The organism is Natrinema salinisoli (assembly GCF_020405205.1).
Classification (GTDB): Archaea; Halobacteriota; Halobacteria; order Halobacteriales; family Natrialbaceae; genus Natrinema; species Natrinema salinisoli.
The window spans coordinates 3213066-3229057 of record NZ_CP084469.1 but is presented as its reverse complement, the minus strand read 5'-3'; the positions used below and the strand labels follow the sequence as shown (position 1 = coordinate 3229057).

19 protein-coding genes are annotated in these 15992 nt (G+C 64.6%); 1 reads left to right on the top strand and 18 read right to left on the bottom strand.

All coding sequences use genetic code 11. From position 1 onward, the window contains the following. Positions 1 to 46: 46 nt before the first annotated feature. The 9 genes from LDB05_RS15905 to rpl18a all read right to left on the bottom strand — a co-directional run bounded on the left by LDB05_RS15905 (position 47) and on the right by rpl18a (position 8716). The gene (locus tag LDB05_RS15905; RefSeq protein ID WP_226004968.1) at positions 47 to 367 is read right to left on the bottom strand and encodes a hypothetical protein; all 321 of its coding nucleotides are present in this window, start codon (positions 365 to 367) and stop codon (positions 47 to 49) included. Next, complete coding sequence (locus LDB05_RS15900; RefSeq protein ID WP_226004967.1) at positions 367 to 744, bottom strand: MarR family transcriptional regulator; 378 nt, start codon at positions 742 to 744, stop codon at positions 367 to 369. Before LDB05_RS15900 ends, LDB05_RS15905 begins: the two co-directional genes overlap by 1 nt. A 303-nt stretch (positions 745 to 1047) precedes the next feature. Next, positions 1048 to 1281 (bottom strand): hypothetical protein, encoded by a 234-nt coding sequence (locus tag LDB05_RS15895; RefSeq protein WP_226004966.1) that lies wholly within the window; start codon positions 1279 to 1281, stop codon positions 1048 to 1050. 627 nt (positions 1282 to 1908) lie between these two features. Continuing rightward, positions 1909 to 3591, bottom strand: a complete 1683-nt coding sequence (locus tag LDB05_RS15890; protein WP_226004965.1) for a Coenzyme F420 hydrogenase/dehydrogenase, beta subunit C-terminal domain — start codon at positions 3589 to 3591, stop codon at positions 1909 to 1911. Next, positions 3581 to 5281 carry a nitrite/sulfite reductase gene (locus tag LDB05_RS15885; protein ID WP_226004964.1) on the bottom strand — a complete coding sequence of 567 codons (1701 nt, stop codon included), beginning with the start codon at positions 5279 to 5281 and terminating at the stop codon, positions 3581 to 3583. The genes LDB05_RS15890 and LDB05_RS15885 overlap by 11 nt, the downstream gene beginning before the upstream one ends. 466 nt (positions 5282 to 5747) lie before the next feature. Further along, on the bottom strand, positions 5748 to 6386 hold the full coding sequence (locus tag LDB05_RS15880) for a hypothetical protein (protein WP_226004963.1): 639 nt from the start codon (positions 6384 to 6386) through the stop codon (positions 5748 to 5750). Positions 6387 to 6464: 78 nt separating this feature from the next. Continuing rightward, the gene (gene ftsY, locus LDB05_RS15875; RefSeq protein WP_226004962.1) at positions 6465 to 8060 is read right to left on the bottom strand and encodes a signal recognition particle-docking protein FtsY; all 1596 of its coding nucleotides are present in this window, start codon (positions 8058 to 8060) and stop codon (positions 6465 to 6467) included. Positions 8061 to 8087: 27 nt separating this feature from the next. Beyond that, positions 8088 to 8543, bottom strand: a complete 456-nt coding sequence (pfdA, locus tag LDB05_RS15870; RefSeq protein WP_226004961.1) for a prefoldin subunit alpha — start codon at positions 8541 to 8543, stop codon at positions 8088 to 8090. Next, positions 8540 to 8716: a 50S ribosomal protein L18Ae gene (rpl18a, locus tag LDB05_RS15865; RefSeq protein WP_226004960.1), complete on the bottom strand. Its 177-nt coding sequence runs from the start codon at positions 8714 to 8716 to the stop codon at positions 8540 to 8542. The genes pfdA and rpl18a overlap by 4 nt, the downstream gene beginning before the upstream one ends. Before the next feature lie 150 nt (positions 8717 to 8866). Between rpl18a and LDB05_RS15860 the strand changes: the two genes are divergently transcribed. Continuing rightward, positions 8867 to 9178 (top strand): ASCH domain-containing protein, encoded by a 312-nt coding sequence (locus tag LDB05_RS15860; protein WP_226004959.1) that lies wholly within the window; start codon positions 8867 to 8869, stop codon positions 9176 to 9178. A gap of 61 nt (positions 9179 to 9239) precedes the next feature. Here the strand turns inward: LDB05_RS15860 and LDB05_RS15855 are convergent, their stop codons facing one another. From LDB05_RS15855 to LDB05_RS15815, 9 genes are all read right to left on the bottom strand, one after another. After that, on the bottom strand, positions 9240 to 9545 hold the full coding sequence (locus tag LDB05_RS15855) for a hypothetical protein (RefSeq protein ID WP_226004958.1): 306 nt from the start codon (positions 9543 to 9545) through the stop codon (positions 9240 to 9242). Positions 9546 to 9707: 162 nt separating this feature from the next. Then, positions 9708 to 10373 carry a translation initiation factor IF-6 gene (locus LDB05_RS15850; protein ID WP_226004957.1) on the bottom strand — a complete coding sequence of 222 codons (666 nt, stop codon included), beginning with the start codon at positions 10371 to 10373 and terminating at the stop codon, positions 9708 to 9710. 2 nt (positions 10374 to 10375) lie between these two features. After that, positions 10376 to 10654, bottom strand: coding sequence for a 50S ribosomal protein L31e (locus LDB05_RS15845; RefSeq protein WP_226004956.1), 279 nt, complete (start codon positions 10652 to 10654; stop codon positions 10376 to 10378). 2 nt (positions 10655 to 10656) lie between these two features. Then, complete coding sequence (locus tag LDB05_RS15840) at positions 10657 to 10809, bottom strand: 50S ribosomal protein L39e (RefSeq protein WP_004267621.1); 153 nt, start codon at positions 10807 to 10809, stop codon at positions 10657 to 10659. Positions 10810 to 11011: 202 nt separating this feature from the next. Then, on the bottom strand, positions 11012 to 11980 hold the full coding sequence (locus LDB05_RS15835; RefSeq protein ID WP_226004955.1) for a hypothetical protein: 969 nt from the start codon (positions 11978 to 11980) through the stop codon (positions 11012 to 11014). Between the two features lie 202 nt (positions 11981 to 12182). After that, positions 12183 to 12740 (bottom strand): RNA 2',3'-cyclic phosphodiesterase, encoded by a 558-nt coding sequence (gene thpR / locus LDB05_RS15830; RefSeq protein ID WP_226004954.1) that lies wholly within the window; start codon positions 12738 to 12740, stop codon positions 12183 to 12185. Positions 12741 to 12784: 44 nt separating this feature from the next. After that, a complete protein-coding gene (locus LDB05_RS15825) occupies positions 12785 to 13426 on the bottom strand; it encodes a helix-turn-helix domain-containing protein (protein ID WP_226004953.1) in 642 nt (213 codons plus the stop codon). A gap of 98 nt (positions 13427 to 13524) precedes the next feature. After that, complete coding sequence (locus LDB05_RS15820; RefSeq protein WP_226004952.1) at positions 13525 to 14616, bottom strand: LeuA family protein; 1092 nt, start codon at positions 14614 to 14616, stop codon at positions 13525 to 13527. Next, positions 14617 to 15834, bottom strand: a complete 1218-nt coding sequence (locus tag LDB05_RS15815; protein ID WP_226004951.1) for a CaiB/BaiF CoA transferase family protein — start codon at positions 15832 to 15834, stop codon at positions 14617 to 14619. Positions 15835 to 15992: the final 158 nt, after the last annotated feature.

Here is a 15992-nt window from a genome sequence, read left to right as displayed (position 1 = left end):
AGACCGGGCGAGTCGTCAGTAACTCGCCGTGTTCGTCCGACAGCCGTCAATCGAAGACGTATTGCGTCATTTGGTCGACCGCGGTATCGGTCAATTCAGTACTTACTCGAGCGATCGCTCGATCCACGTCGATATCCTGCAACGAGACGACGGCCCAGGGAGAGACGAACGATTCGCGATCCAGGGATCCGGTTTCGAACGCGCCCTCGAGCGGGATGCTCGCAACGTACTCTTTCGTCGTGATTCCGAGCGCGATGTACTGCCGGCCGGCGAACGGATGCGCCGCGTTGCTAACGATCAGATACGGCCGGCGCGGCGTGTTGCCGAACGGATCGGCCGCAACGACGACGACATCGCGCTCGTACATTACTCGTCCTCCACCGACCCGTCGGCTTCCTGCTCGCTGAGGTCGGGGAGTCCCGCATCCCAGTCCGGATTTTCGTCGTAGTAGTCGCCTTCGAACTGCTCGGCGACGGTTTCCAGTCCGATGAGACTCGCCGTGTGGGCATCGTACGCGTCCGGATCGATCGCCCAGTATTCGCCCTTGTGGCGAACGAGTCCCCGACTCTCGAGACGACTCAGCGTCGTTCCGACGCTCCCGCGGGGGATCTCGAGCTCCGCCGCGAGTTCGCCGGCACGATACCCCGTCTCGGGATTCGATGCGAGGAACTCGAGGATTTGCCGTCCGTTCGTCTCCTCCTCGGGGAGGTCGGTCGGGCGGTAGTTCTCGAAGTCGACGGGCATACGTAACAAGATGTAACAGAGCGTAATAGACGTATCGGTGCCATCGGTAATCGGCCGTCTCGCCGGCGGTCATCTCGGTGTGACAGCCAAACTCCGAATCTCGTCGTCCGCCATTTGCTACCCTTCTCGAGCCCGATTACGGGCCGACCGCCCGACAGCAACCGTCGATAGCGGCGGTCGCCGCTGGTGGATCCGAGTGGTGTGTCGTGGGATGCGATCCGACGGTGCACCGTCGAGTGATCGGCTTGCTGTCGAGACTCGAGCGCTGGCGCTCGAGCCTGTGGGATGGAGTTCGACCCCGAGTCAGTACTCGTAGTCGTTCTCGAGGAGCCCCGGCGTGACCGTACAGCCGCAGGGGGAGGCGCTGGCCTCGAGCGGGCCGATGACCGAGACGGCCCAGATGGGGGTGCCACAGAGGGGGCAGTCGGGGAGCGCGGTGTCGAAGCGCTCCCTCGCCCGCTCGATCGAGTACGGCGTGTCGCGGGTTTGAGTGGGTTGCTCGCTCGAGGGTTCAGCAGGCGTGCGCTCGTCGCTCATCGTGCCCTCCGAGGTCGCCGTTGGCAGGCCGTTCGATCGAGTGCTGTCGCTGGTCGTTGGAGTTGATTCCACTGTCGTTCGGGACGTTTATATCCCGATAGGATGTACGCAATCATGCTTTCAAATCCCTCGCTGGGATTGAAAGCCAGTCTCGGGTGTTTAGGGCACCCGGGGCGTTTCGTGAGGACGCCCCCTCCGCTCGCGCGTTTGAAGACTAGCTTTCGTTTGAATATTGTCACAACTATACTTATAACTAATGAATATGTTGAGGATGATTATTCAGTGATGGGCGTTGCGAGCATCAGTGAATTCCTCGATAATGGCCGTTAGAACGTGAAGAACTGCTAAAGCTGACCTACTCGTGCTGGAAGCAGGGAATCGCCACGCCCTCCCCAGCCGATTCGTTCCCTCCCTTCGGTCGCTCACTCATCCCTCGCACGGCTTCGAGCCGCGGTTCGTCGATGGCTCACGGCTCCTCCCGTCGCCGTTCGCAGTTCCGAGGCCTCACTTCGTTCGGCCTCGCACTCCTCACCGCGGCACAGCGTGCGCCACCGCTAGTGACTGACTGATTAGCTTGAGAAAAACGGCAGAATAACGACAGAGAAACTGGCTCGAGCCCGAACCCCCTCAGTGACCGAAGTCGTGCGGGTTCAGCTCGGTGCCGTAGTTCTCGGCGTGGTCCTTGTACTCGATGAACCGCGGGGCGTCGGGGTCGAAGGGCCGCTCGAGGCTCTCGAAGGCCTTCTTCTTGTCCCAGCCCTGGAGCTTGCCGACCGCGCTCTTGTCCTCGAGGTCGTGGTAGTCGAGGTTCGGCTCGGTCAGTTCCCACGCCTTCATCCCCTGTTCGGTGCGGATGATGACGCTGGAGTACTCGTCGCTCGAGCCGACGGAGCCGACGGTGATGTCCGAACAGAAGCCGGTGAAGTCGGCACACTCGTCGCAGCCCTTGAGGGCGGCGTCGTGGAAGTTCTCGATGTCCTCCTCGACGATCATCTCGCCGTCGTGGTCGTAGACCATCATCTTGCCGTTGAGGACGTCCATCTTGCCGATCTCCTCGGGCGCGATGTCCCGCTTCTCCTCCAGTTGCTCGCCCATGAGCTTCCGGTAGTTGAAGTTCTTCGTACACATCAGCGCGATCCTGTAGTCGACCGCGCGGAGGCCCTCGTCCTGGGCCTGGTAGTCCCACTCGAAGTCCTGCAGGGCGCGGAGGCCCTCGATCTCGCAGGGCGTCCCGACGACCGCGAGGCTGAGTTCGTCCCAGGACTTGTCGGGGAGCTTGTGCTTCCACTGCTCGAGGTCGAGGTTGCCAAGCGCCATCGTCTGGTTGTAGACGGTGCCGGCGTTCTCGATGAGCTCCTCGGTCGTCGTCGCGAGGAAGCTCTCGGCCTTCCAGGCGTCCTCCTCGCTCTCGGTCGCGACGAGCGCACCGTCGATCTCGCCCTCCTCGAGGAGGGTCGCGAGGACGCCGGTGACGACGCCGCCGTCCTGCGCTTTGTCGGTCCAGTCGTCTTCGACCTTCGCGGAGAACTCCGTGATCGGGTCGCCCGCGCCCTTGACGTTGTCCTCGCCGCCGGTGATCTTCCACTGGCGCTCGTAGCGCAGGCCGCCGCGGGGACAGAAGTCCCAACACATCGAACAGCCGGTACACATCTTGACCAGTTCCGGCAGGCCGTCGTCACCGATGCCGATCGAGTCCGATGGGCAGGCGGCGACGCAGGTCCCACACTGGATACAACGACCCTCGTCTATGACGGCCTCGTCCAGCTCCATGAACCAGGTCTTCTCGTCAGGCGTCTCGATGTCGTTCATCTGCGACCGGATCGAGTAATCGGGCGTCTCGAGGTCGACGCCGTCCGGAATCCCGACGCGCGTGTCGGGCGAGCCGTTGTCGACGTCCTGGCTGACGTTCTCCGCTGGCTCGGTGAACTCGAGGTCGCCGAGTTCGCCCATCTCGTCGACGTTGGCGACGCCGGCGCCGTCGGTCGCGACGGGCGGCGTTTCGGACTCGGCATCGGTGTCGGCAGCCGTTTTCTCGCCGCAGGTGCAGGTGTTCGGCGAGCAGCTCTCGCCGCTGGCTTCGGCGGCATCGTTACCGCCGTCCGTGGCGATGGCACCCTCTCGAGCGTGATCCGTGTTCTCTCGGGACCGGGATGCGCCACCCTCGGCGTCGGGGACGATGACGGCGTCGTCATCGTCGTCCGAGGCCGGAACGTGGGGGAAGCGCTGCTCGTCCTCGCGGCTCGCGTGTCGCTTCGCTCCCGCTCGCTCATCCGAGGACTCACTGCGTTCGTCCTCGCTATCAGTCCCCATGGGCGACACCTCGTGCAACCGGTGCGTCCGCCTCTTGCATGATCGACCGGAGTTCGCCGTTGTCGACGCCGCGGCACCACTCGTAGAACTTCTCGCCCTCATCACGGTCCGCGGAGTAGGCCTCGAACAGCTGCTCGAGGGCCGGGATCACGGAGTCGGCGGGTACGGCGCTCTCGACCCAGTCGAGGAACTCGTTGTCGGCACCCAGCGAGCCGCCCAGACCGAAGTCCATCCCTTCGACGATGTTGTCGCCTTCCGCGTTGGTACTGTTCTCGTCCTCGAGTTTGACCGTCTCACCACGGAACCCGATGTCTGCGATCTGAGGTTGGGCACAGGAGGCCGAGCAGCCGGACATGTGCATCCGGATGGCGCCGATGTCGTCGGGCACGTCGATGCGCTCGTCGAGCTCGCGGGCCCAGCGCTTGGTGCGTTTCTTCGTCTCGATGATGGCGTAGTTACAGAACTCGTTGCCCGTACAGCCGACCGCGCCCCGCGAGAACGGCCCCGGATCGGGGCTGTACTCCTGGGCGAACGGCTCCGCGAGGAGGTCGTCGACGTTCTCGTCGGGAATGTGCGTGATCAGGAAGTTCTGGTCGGTCGCGAGGCGCACGGAGGCGTCCTCGGTCCCGTACTTCTCGGCGGCGCGGGCTGCAGCGGCGAACTCATCGCCGCCCATTCGGCCCGCGATGACGTTGAAGCCGACGTAGTTGAGGCCGTCCTGTTTCTGCTCGTGGACGCCGACGTGGTCGCCCTGGTAGCCGACCGTCAGGTTCTCACCGGCCTCGAGCAGGTCGACGGTGCTGCGGTCGCGGATCGCTTCCTCGAACTTCTCGGGACCCATCTGCTCGACGAGGTAGCGCATGCGGCAGACGCCGCGGTTGTTGCGGTCGCCGAGCTCCTTGAACGTCTGTGCGACGGCGCGGCAGAACTCGACGGCGTCTTCGGGCTGAATGAAGACGTCGAGCTCCGATCCCATTCGCGGGCCGTCGGAGAGGCCGCCGCCGACGCGGGCGTGGAAGCCGTAGTAGTGCTCCCCGTCGATTTCCTTCTTTGCGGGGACGAGTCCGACGTCGTTGATCTGGGACTGCGCGCAGTCGTGGGCGCAGCCGGTGATCGTGATCTTGAACTTCCGCGGGAGGTTGGCGTACTCGCGGTTCTCGGTGAAGAAGTCCGAGACGGCGTCGATGACCGGCTGTGCGTTGAAACACTCGTGGTCGTCGAGTCCGGCCGCGGGGCAGCCCAGGACGTTCCGGGCGGAGTCACCGCAGCCCTGGACCGTCGTCAGGCCGACCTCGTCGTAGCGGTCCCACATCTCGGGGACGTCCTCGACGCGAATCCAGTGTTTCTGAATGTCCTGTCGGGTCGTGATGTCGAGATACGCGTCGCCCCAGAGTTCGTTCTGTTCCTCGCCGCCGTACTCTTCGGGGGCGACTGCGAGGTCGTCGGTGACCTCGCCGATCACTTCGGCCTGCTCCGGCGTGAGCTTCCCGCCGGGCACCTTGGTCCGGATCATGAAGTAGCCCTCCTGCTTCTGGGCGTACATACCGGCCCACTTCAGGCGCTCCCACTCGCCGCCGCCGGCGCGCTCCTCGATCTCGTCGAAGGAGAGTTCCTCGTCGGCGTAGTCGTAGACGTCGTCGATAACGTCGAGCGGATGCTTGTTCTGTTTGTATTGTTCCGTCGTATTCACGCGAACCACCTCGTGGTTCGTGCGGAGTCGGAAGAATCTGCGCTTTCGCTACGCATGCGAACCACCGCCGCTGCTCGATGCAGCACTCTCGTGACTGATAACACTATCTTCAAAGACCATTGTTTGACGGGTAATACAACCCCACACCTATACACCCCCGCAACTCGGCGAATCATGACGTGGATCGTTTTCACCGGCGAATATTGCTGCATCGTTCGGCTACCGACGACGGGGACGGACGGAAACCCCTTCGAACACGCCGGAACGCTCCACCGGCGGCCATCACCGGCGACGTACGCGTCGGTGATACGGGCAACACTATCCGCTACCATGACGTCGCTACACGGACGCGACGAACCGCCCCGGTAGACGGCACGACGTGCTCGAGAACAGCGGCGGGCGGGAGGGTGAGCGTGTCGAACGGCTCCCGGAAAACCATCGCTGGTAGCGGCCCTGACGGCCGCGCTCAGTCGACGCACGCGACGAGGTCGCCCTGCCTCCGCGGATCGGGATCGAACGTCAGTTCTTCCGCAACGCCGTCGTATCGCGCACGGAGCACGACGTTCTCGTCGACGTAGTACGTGACGCGAACGTCCCACTCGTTGCGGCTTCCCCCCATCGCCTGTCGCGTTCCGGTCGTCACGTCGTAGAGAATCACCACCAGAAGGGCGGCCCCGTCTGCAGCCGAATCGATCGGTACCGTTCGGGACGCCGTGTTCCGGAACTCGAAGCGCCGCGCGATGGGCCCATACTGGGCGACGAAGGCGTTCCGTCGATACGCCCGCTCGAAGTCGATGACGTACCGATCCGTCCCGTACAGCGGGACCGACGCCGGTACGCGGTCCGATACCTCGTTCGTTTCCTCGAGACGCGTCTCAGACGGTCGTTCCGGGTACGGCCGCGGCTCGAGTGCGTCCTCGTCTGCCGGCGGATCGGGCTCGGGACGGTCGACGTCGCTGCAGTCGTACCGGTCAGGGGGGAGGGCTTTCGACTCGAGCGACGGCTCGGGAGCGTCACTCGGGTCGGACTCGAACCCACCCGTCGCGACCGCCGTGGTCGTTGCGACCGACGCGAGGAGGGCTCGCCGAGACAGCGGGCGGTTCATACGCCGACTTCTTAGACAGCTAATAAGTGTCTTCTGTAATAGAGAACAGCTGACAGGACGGCGATCGAACGCAGGAGTCTACTCCTCGTCGGCGAGCAGCCGATCGACCATCTCGTCGGGATCGAACCGCTCTAAATCGTCGTACCCCTGTCCGACGCCGAGGAACAGGATCGGCTTCCCGGTGACGTGGGCGACCGAGATCGCCGCACCGCCGTTGGAGTCGGCGTCGGCCTTCGTCAGGATCGTCCCGTCGATCTCCGCGGCCTCGTTGAACTCGCGAGCGCGGTTGACCGCGTCCTGCCCGGCGACGGCCTCGTCGACGAACAGCGTCATGTCGGGATCGACGACGCGGCCGATCTTCTCGAGTTGGTCCATCAGGCCCTCGTCGGTGTGGAGCCGTCCCGCCGTATCGCCCAGCACGACGTCGACGTCGTTGGCTTCGGCGTACTCGACGGCGTCGTACAGCACCGCTGCTGGGTCACCGCCCTGTTCGTGACTGATACACTTCGTGTCCAGGGCGTCGGCGTGTTCCTGAATCTGCTGGTTCGCCCCGGCACGGTAGGTGTCGCCGTTCGCCATCACCGACGAGTAGCCCCGCTCCTCGAAGTAGCGGCTCAGCTTGGCGATCGAGGTGGTCTTTCCGACCCCGTTGACGCCCGTGAAGATGATGGTGACCGGTTTGTCCTCGGCGGCGATCCGCTCGTCGAAGTCGAACTGACCGACGCTAATCACGTCGTAGATCGCGTTACGCAGCGCCTCCTCGACGACCTCGCCGGTCGAGGTCGTGAAGGTCCGCGTCTCGCCGACCAGTTCGTCGCGGATGTTGTCGAGGATCTCCTCGGCGACGCCCATCTCGACGTCGCTCGAGAGCAGCGCCATCTCGAGTTCGTGGAGCGGCCCCTCGAGGTCCTCTTCTTCGATGACGAACTTCCCCTTGACGAGGGATTTAGCCTTCGTGCCGAACCCGGTCGAGTTGCCGCCCTCGTCGTCATCGTCATCCTCGGCCGTCCCCTCGTCGACCGGTTCTTCGTCGACGGACGGCTCCGTTTCGACGGCCGGCTCCGCCGGTTCCTCCGATTCTTCCTCGACCGACTCGGCTAATTCCGCGTCGGAGGACGCCTCGTCCGATTCGGACTCGTCGTCCGTCCCCGTGATGAGAGATCTGGCTTTGGCACCGAGGCCGGTCCTGCCGCCGTCGTCGGCATCGTCTTCCTCGTCCCCGTCGACGGCCGCTTCATCAGCCACGTCGTCGTTCCCATCCTCATCCACGTCCTCATCGACGGCCGCTTCAGCGGCCGCCTCCTCGTCACGGACCGTCTCCTCCGATTCCGGCTCGGAGTCGAGAGTATCGGGTTCGGGATCGGTCGCCGGCTCCTGTCCCGCGGACTCGGCCGCGTCTGCAGTAGCGGACTCGCTCGTCGCCGATTGCTCCGACGCTCCCTCGGCATCAGGCTCGACCGCAGACGACGATGGGGCTGCCGGTTCGGTCGGTTCGGTGGCCACCGTTTCGGAGGTAGTATCGGTAGCTTCCGCGTCGGCCGACTCCGCCGCTACGTCCGGCTCGACGTCCTCGTCCTCGAGTTCGTCTTCGTCGACCTCCTCGACGTTCTCGTCGGCGGCCGCTTCGGCGTCTTCGCGGAAGCTACCGAGTTTGTCCTTCAGGTTGTCGAACATGGTATCGATAAGACTGCCTGCGCCGCGTTACTCGTCGGGGCCCTGGCCCTGACCCTGACCCATTCCCTGCATCTGCTGTTGCATCGCCTGCTGCTGGAGCTGCTGGGCCTGCTGCTCGAGTTCGTCGCTTTCAGTCTCGAGTTCGGCGATCTCCTCGTTGAGCTCGTCGATCTGCTCGTCGAGGTGCTCTTTCTTGTTCTCGAGGGCGTCGACGGCGTCGTCTTCCTCGAACTCCGCGGCGTAATCGGCACCGAGGTCGACGATCACTTCGTCGATGTTCTCGATGGTCGTTCGGAGGTACGCGCCGCCGCCGAGGGGCATCTGGACGGTCGAACCCGTCTCGAGCGTGCCGAGGGCCTCGATGGCCTCGTCGACTTCGGTCTTCTCCTGCTGGACGGCCTCGACGTTCGCCTGAAGACCCTCGATCTGTTCTTCGATCTCCTGAAGCTCCTGGGACAGCTGCTGAAGTTGCTGCTGACTCATTGCTGGGATACCTCCTCAAGCTCGATCTCGCTACGTTTCAGCCCGTGCTGACTCCCGAACTGGGAGAGCGTGTGTTCGCGGGCGACGTTCTCGTTTTCGGCGTCGATCGTCGTCTCGAACTCCGCGAACCCGTCGCGGCTCTTGAACCGACCACTGACCGTAAATTGACTCATGCCTATTCCTCCGGCAGGCAGCCGGAAGAATCTTCCCTTCCCATCCCGACGGGCGTATCCGGCGGAACAGGCCGAGAGGCGCGCCGCAACCACGGATAGCCGACGAGCGGAGGGTCAACGATTTTACCACACGACGCCGAATCGGCGACCATGAGCGAACTCGATCCGAGCGAGCTGTTGCCCAGCGAGCGGATGCAAACGCAGGCCCTCGACGGAGACGTCACCCAGATCCACCGCGGGCATCAGTACGCGGACGAAGGGGACACGTTCACGATCGACGGAACGACCTTCGAAGTGACTGAGATCCGCGAGCGGACGCTCGGGGACCTGACCGACGAGGACGCCCAGGCCGAAGGGATGGACGACCTCGAGGGGTATCGGCGCATGCTCGAGCGTGCTCACGACAATTTCGAGTGGGACGACGACAGCGAGGTCGTGTTACACCGATTCGAACAGCACTAGGCGAAAACGAATCGCTCCAGCCAGTCGTCGAGCGATCGCAAATCGGGCTGCCTGTCACGCGCTATCGGGGCGGGCCCGAGGCGGGGACACGCTCGCAGTCCGTCTCCTGTGACGAACGCGGTGATACAGCCGAACGCGGCGAGCGGTAGGCGGCAAGCAGGAACCACATGCCCCCAGTAGCCAGCAGGCCGCCCGCAGCGAGCGACATCCCCATCGTGGCGAACGTCACCGCGTAAACGACACCCAGTGCCATCTTGGGGACCGTCGTCGCGAGGGGAAGCCGCGTGTTCACGTTCCGGAGCGCGGGCGCGAGAAAGACGACCGAGAGCAAACTACCAGCCATGAAGATACCGTCCTGCCAGACCATACAGCGAGTACTCGCTGTCGAGTGAATATAAATGTCGGTCCGAAACGGGCACAGTCGGATGATTTTCGCGGTCGCTAACCGGATCGAACTGCGTCGATGGCGGCCGCTCGAGTCCGGTCGAAGAGACGTGGAGAAATCGGGGTCGCACCCGGTTGCAGCGGGTCAGTCGAGATAGCCCAGCGCGTCCTCGATCCGGCCCAGTTCGGGGCCGGTCGTATCCTCGCCGACGACGTAGCCGGCCTCGTTGGCGATCAGCCCGGAGCCGACCAGCGGTGCGCCGTAGTTGACCGTGCCGACGTCGGCCCGGACATCGAGGACGTCCTCGAGCGTATCGAGTTCCTCGTCGGTCGCCTTAGGGTGACAGAGCACCCCGGTGTTGGTCGCCACCGCGGCGGTGCCGACGGTGCGGACGCCAGCGAGGTCGCCGCGCTCGACGGGAACGTCGAGGGTGTCCTTGACGATCTGGATCGCCTCGCGGGGCAGGTCCGGGTGGACGTAGGCCCCGTAATCGTTCGCGAGGACGACGTTACCGGCGGCGTTGATGTTTCCCGGCAGTTCGGCGACGGGAAGATCGACCGTCTCCTCGAGCGTCTCGCGCTCGTACTCGAGGACCCGGGAGCTGACGAGCAGTCCGTTCTCGTTACCCATCGCTAACGCGCCGACCGTCGAGGAACCGCCGACGGTCGTCTGGATGGCGGGCACCTCGAGTTCGTCGGTCAGGGCGGCGGCAACGTCGTCGTCGACGTCGCGGCGAACGAGTACGCACGAGTCGGTCGCGCGGGCGAAGACGCCGACGTAGGCCGACCCGGCGAATGCGAGGCGTTGCAAGTTTAGTCTGCGACCTCGGCCTCGACGACGGCTTCACCCTCTTCGTCGAAGCGGGCTGCGCGGACGCGCAGCTTTCGCGGCGGGTTGGAGCGCCCGTTCGCCCAGACCGTCTCGTTGATCGAGGGGTCCAGACGGATGGCGTCTTCGTCGACCGCGAAGTGTTTGGCGAGGTGTTCGCGGACCAGTCGCATCGCGTAGTCGGCGGCCTCGTGGTTGGCCCCCTTCTTGACGTCGCGCAGCGGAACGGTTACGACGCGTTCCTCGAAATCACTTGCACTCATCGTTACTCGTCAGTGTCGTTGCGCCGCCAGTTGCGTCGTTTCGGGTTGCGCTGGACTTCCATGTCCGTCTTCATCATAACCCACGCCGGGACGCGGCTGTTCTGGTTCTCGAGTTTGGCAAGTCGCTTCTTCTTGCCCTTCGATTTTTTACCCATAGTAGCCGGACGTAGCCCGCGGTGGCTTAAAATCTTGTCCATCTAAGCGGCGGAGTCCGGTGGGGCCGACCGAACACACGCCGAACGGGGTCAGTCACCTGTTCGGACCGACGTGAAACGCGCTACCGATAGAAACGAACGAAAGCATATGAATCCGACTAGCGACCCCCCTATTATTCGGCAATAATATTTCTATAAACTGTCACGGTGCGCTCCACCGTTCGAGAAAACGCGTCACGCCCTCGCACGTCGCGTCACTGAGTTCGGTGGTGTAGGTCCAGTTCTCGATGCCCTCGTTGCCGTCGTGGCGAGAGAATCGGTCCCGATCAGAGCAGCCGGTGCCGTGGAAACGGGTGCCGCCGCCGATCCGGTCCGGGCCGGCGTAGGCCGTCGCCATCGGAGAGATTTCCAGCGTTTCCTCCTCCGTCCGGACGGCCGTTCCGAGTTCGTGATCGCAGTACGCGTCGCCGACGGCCGCGACGATGTCGTTCGGAAGGAACGTGTGAATCGTCTCGTGAATCGCCATGTTTCTCGTCACCGCTCGAGAGTCCCAGACCTCGGTCGCGCCGACGTTCGCGACGGTCTGTGCATCGCCGCTGTCGCCGGCGCCCCCTTCGCCGGTGATCGAGTTCGGTGCCAGCGTCCCGCCGTAGCCGACGCGGAAATTCAGCGGCGACCAGGGCAGGAAGACGTGACAGGCCCCGCCGGTGAGCGCGTCGCGGTTCCGCAGCCGCTCGCGAAAGCGCTCGAGGAGAGTCTCGAGCGACGGAAGCACGGCATCGGCCGAGAGCGGCGTCGCCGACGGCGGGATCCGAATTGGCCTACCGCGCTCGACGCTGATCTCGAGGGACTCGAGTCGGGTGCGGTCGCGGGCGTATGTGAGTACCTGCTCGAACGCCGACTCGATAGCCGCCACCGCGTCCCGGAGTGGAACCGGCCAGTCGCGGTACAGGGCGTCGAGTCCGTACCGCAGTCGGGCCTGGTGCGGAACGGCACCGGGATAGACCCGGACGCGAACGGGGGCGTCGCGGTCCGGGTCGGTTGCCGTCCGCGACGTACCGATCGAGGACGCGATGGTCGCACCCCCGATCGCGGCGAGGGCCTCGCGCCGCGTCACGCGCCATCGACCGCTCGCGGGCTCCGACGGACGGTCGTCGAACACGGGACCCATGGTCTCGGACTCGCTACGACGGACCCGGTCTTGATACTCAGTTCTGTATTTCCTGACTATACCGGGTGCGAGCGACACAATACGTCATTTCAGCTAATAGTCGTCTCTCGAGAACGCAGCCGAATCGAACACCGTCGGCCGCCCATACCGCCCTCGACGGCCGCACACGATCCGACTGAGAGTCCACTCGACGACGGCAGGCTCACTCGAGCGGGAACGACTCGACCGTCGAATACACCGGCCCCTCGTCCGTGAGGGTGCTCTCGGTCAGCCGAACCTCGTCGACTCGAGTCTCGCCGATTGTCGGGTCGCGCTCCTGTACGAGTTCCTGGACCAAGTCCTTCCCGCCGGCGTGTTCCATTCGCGCGAGCGTGACGTGGGGCGTGAAGTCGTGATCCTCGGCCTCGAATCCCATCGCCGTCGTCCGATCCTCGATGGCTTCGTGGAGCCGAGTGAGTTCCGCGCCGCCGTCTTCGACGCCCAGCCAGACGACGCTGATGTAGTCGAGCGACGGGAAGACGCCCAAGCCGCCGTATCGAGCGGTGAAGGGTTCGACGGCGGCATCGTCGACGGCAGCCGCGAGTTCCCGCTCGAGGTCGGGTACTCGGTCCTCGTCTACCTCGCCGAGGAACTTCATCGTCACGTGGGCCTGCTCGGGATCGGTGACATTGAGCCCGCTCGCACCGTCGAACTCGGCTTGCAGGTCGGCGACCGCGTCGGCGAGATCGTCGGGGAGGTCGACGCTGACGAACAGTCGCATACACGAGGGTGTTCGAGCGAGCGGGTATTGAACGTACGGTCGACCTACCGTTCGATCCGTTCCATCGGATTCGATCGGTCGTTCTCCTCGATGGCACTGGTCAGCAGCTTCGACTGCGCCTTCCGGAGGTGCTCGAGCATCGTGGTTCGGCTAATCCCCAGCTCGTCGGCGAGCTCCTCGCTGTCGATCGTCCGCGGCCACTCGAAGTACCCCTCCTCGAGGGCGCGCGTGACGACCTCGAGTTGCCGGTCGGTGAGCATCGATTTCGATCGATCGAACTCGGTGAGTTTGCCCAGCGTGACGGTCCCGATCCGGTTGAAATCGTCGATCATGGCCCGCAGGTCCTCCCGGCGGAAGAACAGGACGGTGTAGACGCGGCGATCGCCGCGGACCCGGCTCTGTCGACGGAGGACGCCGTGGTTCCGATCGACCGCCGAGTACGCGCCACACGAGGTCTTCGTGATCAGGTAGGTCGACTCGTCGAGGCGTTCGACGTGCTCGACCTGCTTGGCGTTCCTGAAGAACTCGAGGAACTCCTCGCGTGACTCCTCCATCCGGATGGTAAACGTCACGAGGTGGTCGTGGAGTTCCTCGATGTTGACGTCGAAGGACGTACCGAAGTGATCCGCGAAGTCGTCGAGGACGCAGGCTTTCTCCTGTTGGAGGTGGATTTCGGCTTGAAACATCGTCGCCAGTCGTTGTCCGTATGCTACAGACCACCACGACATAACGGTTCCGTAAATACACCCGACCAGTGTTGGCTCGGACGGCGGATCCGCGTCGATCAGTCCCCGAACTCCCGCTTCGCGAGGGCGACGGCCTCGTCCAGCTCGAGCGGGCCGCGGTCCGCCAGCGCCGATTTGAACGCCGAGACGGTCGCGTCGTCGGCCTCGATGCCCGCCCGCTCAAGGAGTTTGCGCGCGCCGTCCTTTCCGGTCGATTTGCCGAACACGAGCCGACGTTCGCCGCCGAAGGCCGCGGGATCGAACGGCTCGAGCGTTGCGGGATCGCTGAGCATCGCCGCGGTGTGGATCCCCGATTCGTGTTCCGAGATCTCCTCGCCGAGGATTGCCTTCCGGTCGCCGTACTCTTCACCGAGCGTGTCGAGCACGTCCCGGCAGACGGGAACGAGTTCGTCCGTCTCGATACCGAGGTCGTCCCCCAGGTCGACGGCGCAGGCGACGACGACCTCCTCGAGCGAACTGTTACCCGCTCGTTCGCCGAGGGACGCGACGCTCACGTCGGCCTTGGCGACGCCGGCCTGATAGGCCGTCAGGGCGTTGGCCGTCCCACAGCCCATGTCGTCGTGGAAGTGGACGCCGACGCGGGAGAGGTCGACGTCGTCGCCGAGCCGATCGAGCGACGATCCGACGGTCGCCGGCGTCCGCGCACCGACGGAGTCCGCGAGGGTGACGAACGGCACGTTCGGGATCGCTTCGAACACCTCGACCAGGTCGTCGTGGTCGGTGCGAAACGCGTCCGCGAGCGTGACGTGCGGTGTGCCGCCCCGGTCGACGATGTAGTCGACCGCCTCGGTCAGCATCGTCAGCATCTCCTCGCGAGAGGCGTCGAGGAGGTGCTCGAGGTGTCGATCCGAGACCGATACGAACGTCTCGACCACGTCGGCGCCCGCGTCGACCGCGGCGTCGATGTCGCGCTCGAGCGCTCTGGCCAGAGCGACGATCTCCGCGTCGGTCGTGCCGCTCAGTTCGGAGACGACGGTCTGGTCCTTCTCACCCGTCGCGGGAAAAGCGGGCTGGACGAACGGAACGCCGAGGTCGTCGAGCGCGCGGACGCACTCGATCTTTTGCTCCGCGCTGTACTCGCGACCCGGCATCTGGTCGCCTTCGCGGAGCGTCACGTCGGTCAGCTGCATCTATATGATCCCCTTCTCTTCCAGTTCCGTGTACTCCTCGGCGGTCATCCCGAGTTCGCCCCGATAGACGTCCTCGTTGTGCTCGCCGTGTCCCGGCCCGAGGAACTCGACCTCGCCGGGCGTCCGTGAGAACTTCGGGATGGGAGCGAAAGTCTTGATCGATCCCACGTCGGGGTCCTCGACCTCGATAATGCTGTCTCGAGCCTGAAAATGTTCGTCCGCGAAGATGTCGGCCATGTCGTAAACGGGACCGACGATGGCGTCGTGGGCCTCGAGGATCTCGGTCGCCTCCTCGGTCGTCCGTTGGCTCGTCCACTCCTCGATCGCCGCGTTGAGCGGGTCGCTGTTCTCGACGCGGGCTTCGTTGTCGTCGAAGCGAGGATCCTCGATCAGTTCGGGCTTGTCGATTGCCGCGGCGACGCGCTCGAAGATCTTCTGATTCGACGCGGACAGCGTCATGTAGCCGTCGGCGGTCTCGTAGATGTTACGCGGGGCCGTGCTCGGGTGCTGGTTACCGGTCCGTTCGCGGACGTGGTCCATCCGGTCGTACGCCTCGACCTCGCCGAAGAAGAGCCGCCAGAGCGGTTCGATGAGGGAGACGTCGATCACCTGACCCTCGCCGCTCCCGCCGCGGCCCACGTCGCGCTCGAAGATCGCCATCATCGTGGCCTGCATCGCGAACTGGGCCGCCGTCAGGTCCGCGAGACTGATCGGCGGAAGGAGCGGCTCGCTGTCCGGGAAGCCGTTCGCGTGCGCCCAACCGGAGATGCCCTCTGCAATGGTTCCGAAGCCGGGCTTCTGGGACTTCGGCCCCGTCTGGCCGTACCCCGAGAGGCGGACCATGATCGCCTCCTCGTTGACCGCGTGGACGTCGTCGGGGCCGAGTCCCCACCGTTCCATCGTTCCCGGGCGGAAGTTCTCGAAGACGACGTCAGCGTCCTCGATCAACAGGAGGGCGATCTCGCGCCCGCGCTCGGAGCCGAGATCGAGCGTGATACAACGCTTGTTGCGGCCCAGCGACTTCCAGGCCAGCGATTCCCCCTCCTCGGTCTTCTGGGGCCACTCGCGGATCGGGTCGCCGGTCTCGGGGTGTTCGACCATCACGACGTCCGCGCCGAAGTCGCCCATCATCGTCGTCGCGAAGGCACCGCTTATCATGCCGGACATGTCGATGACCCGGAGTCCGTCGAGGGGACCGGTTCGTTCTCGTGCTGCCATTTCCCTGTACCACTCCCCCTCGACCGAAGACAGTTGGTCCACCCAGTGTAGGCCGTTTATATACTCGGACGGTGGGGCTCCGACCGGGATGCGACGAAGCGTCGAGACGAGAGTCAGCGCTACAACGCGGACCCACCGGACGCGTACCGCGTCCGAGA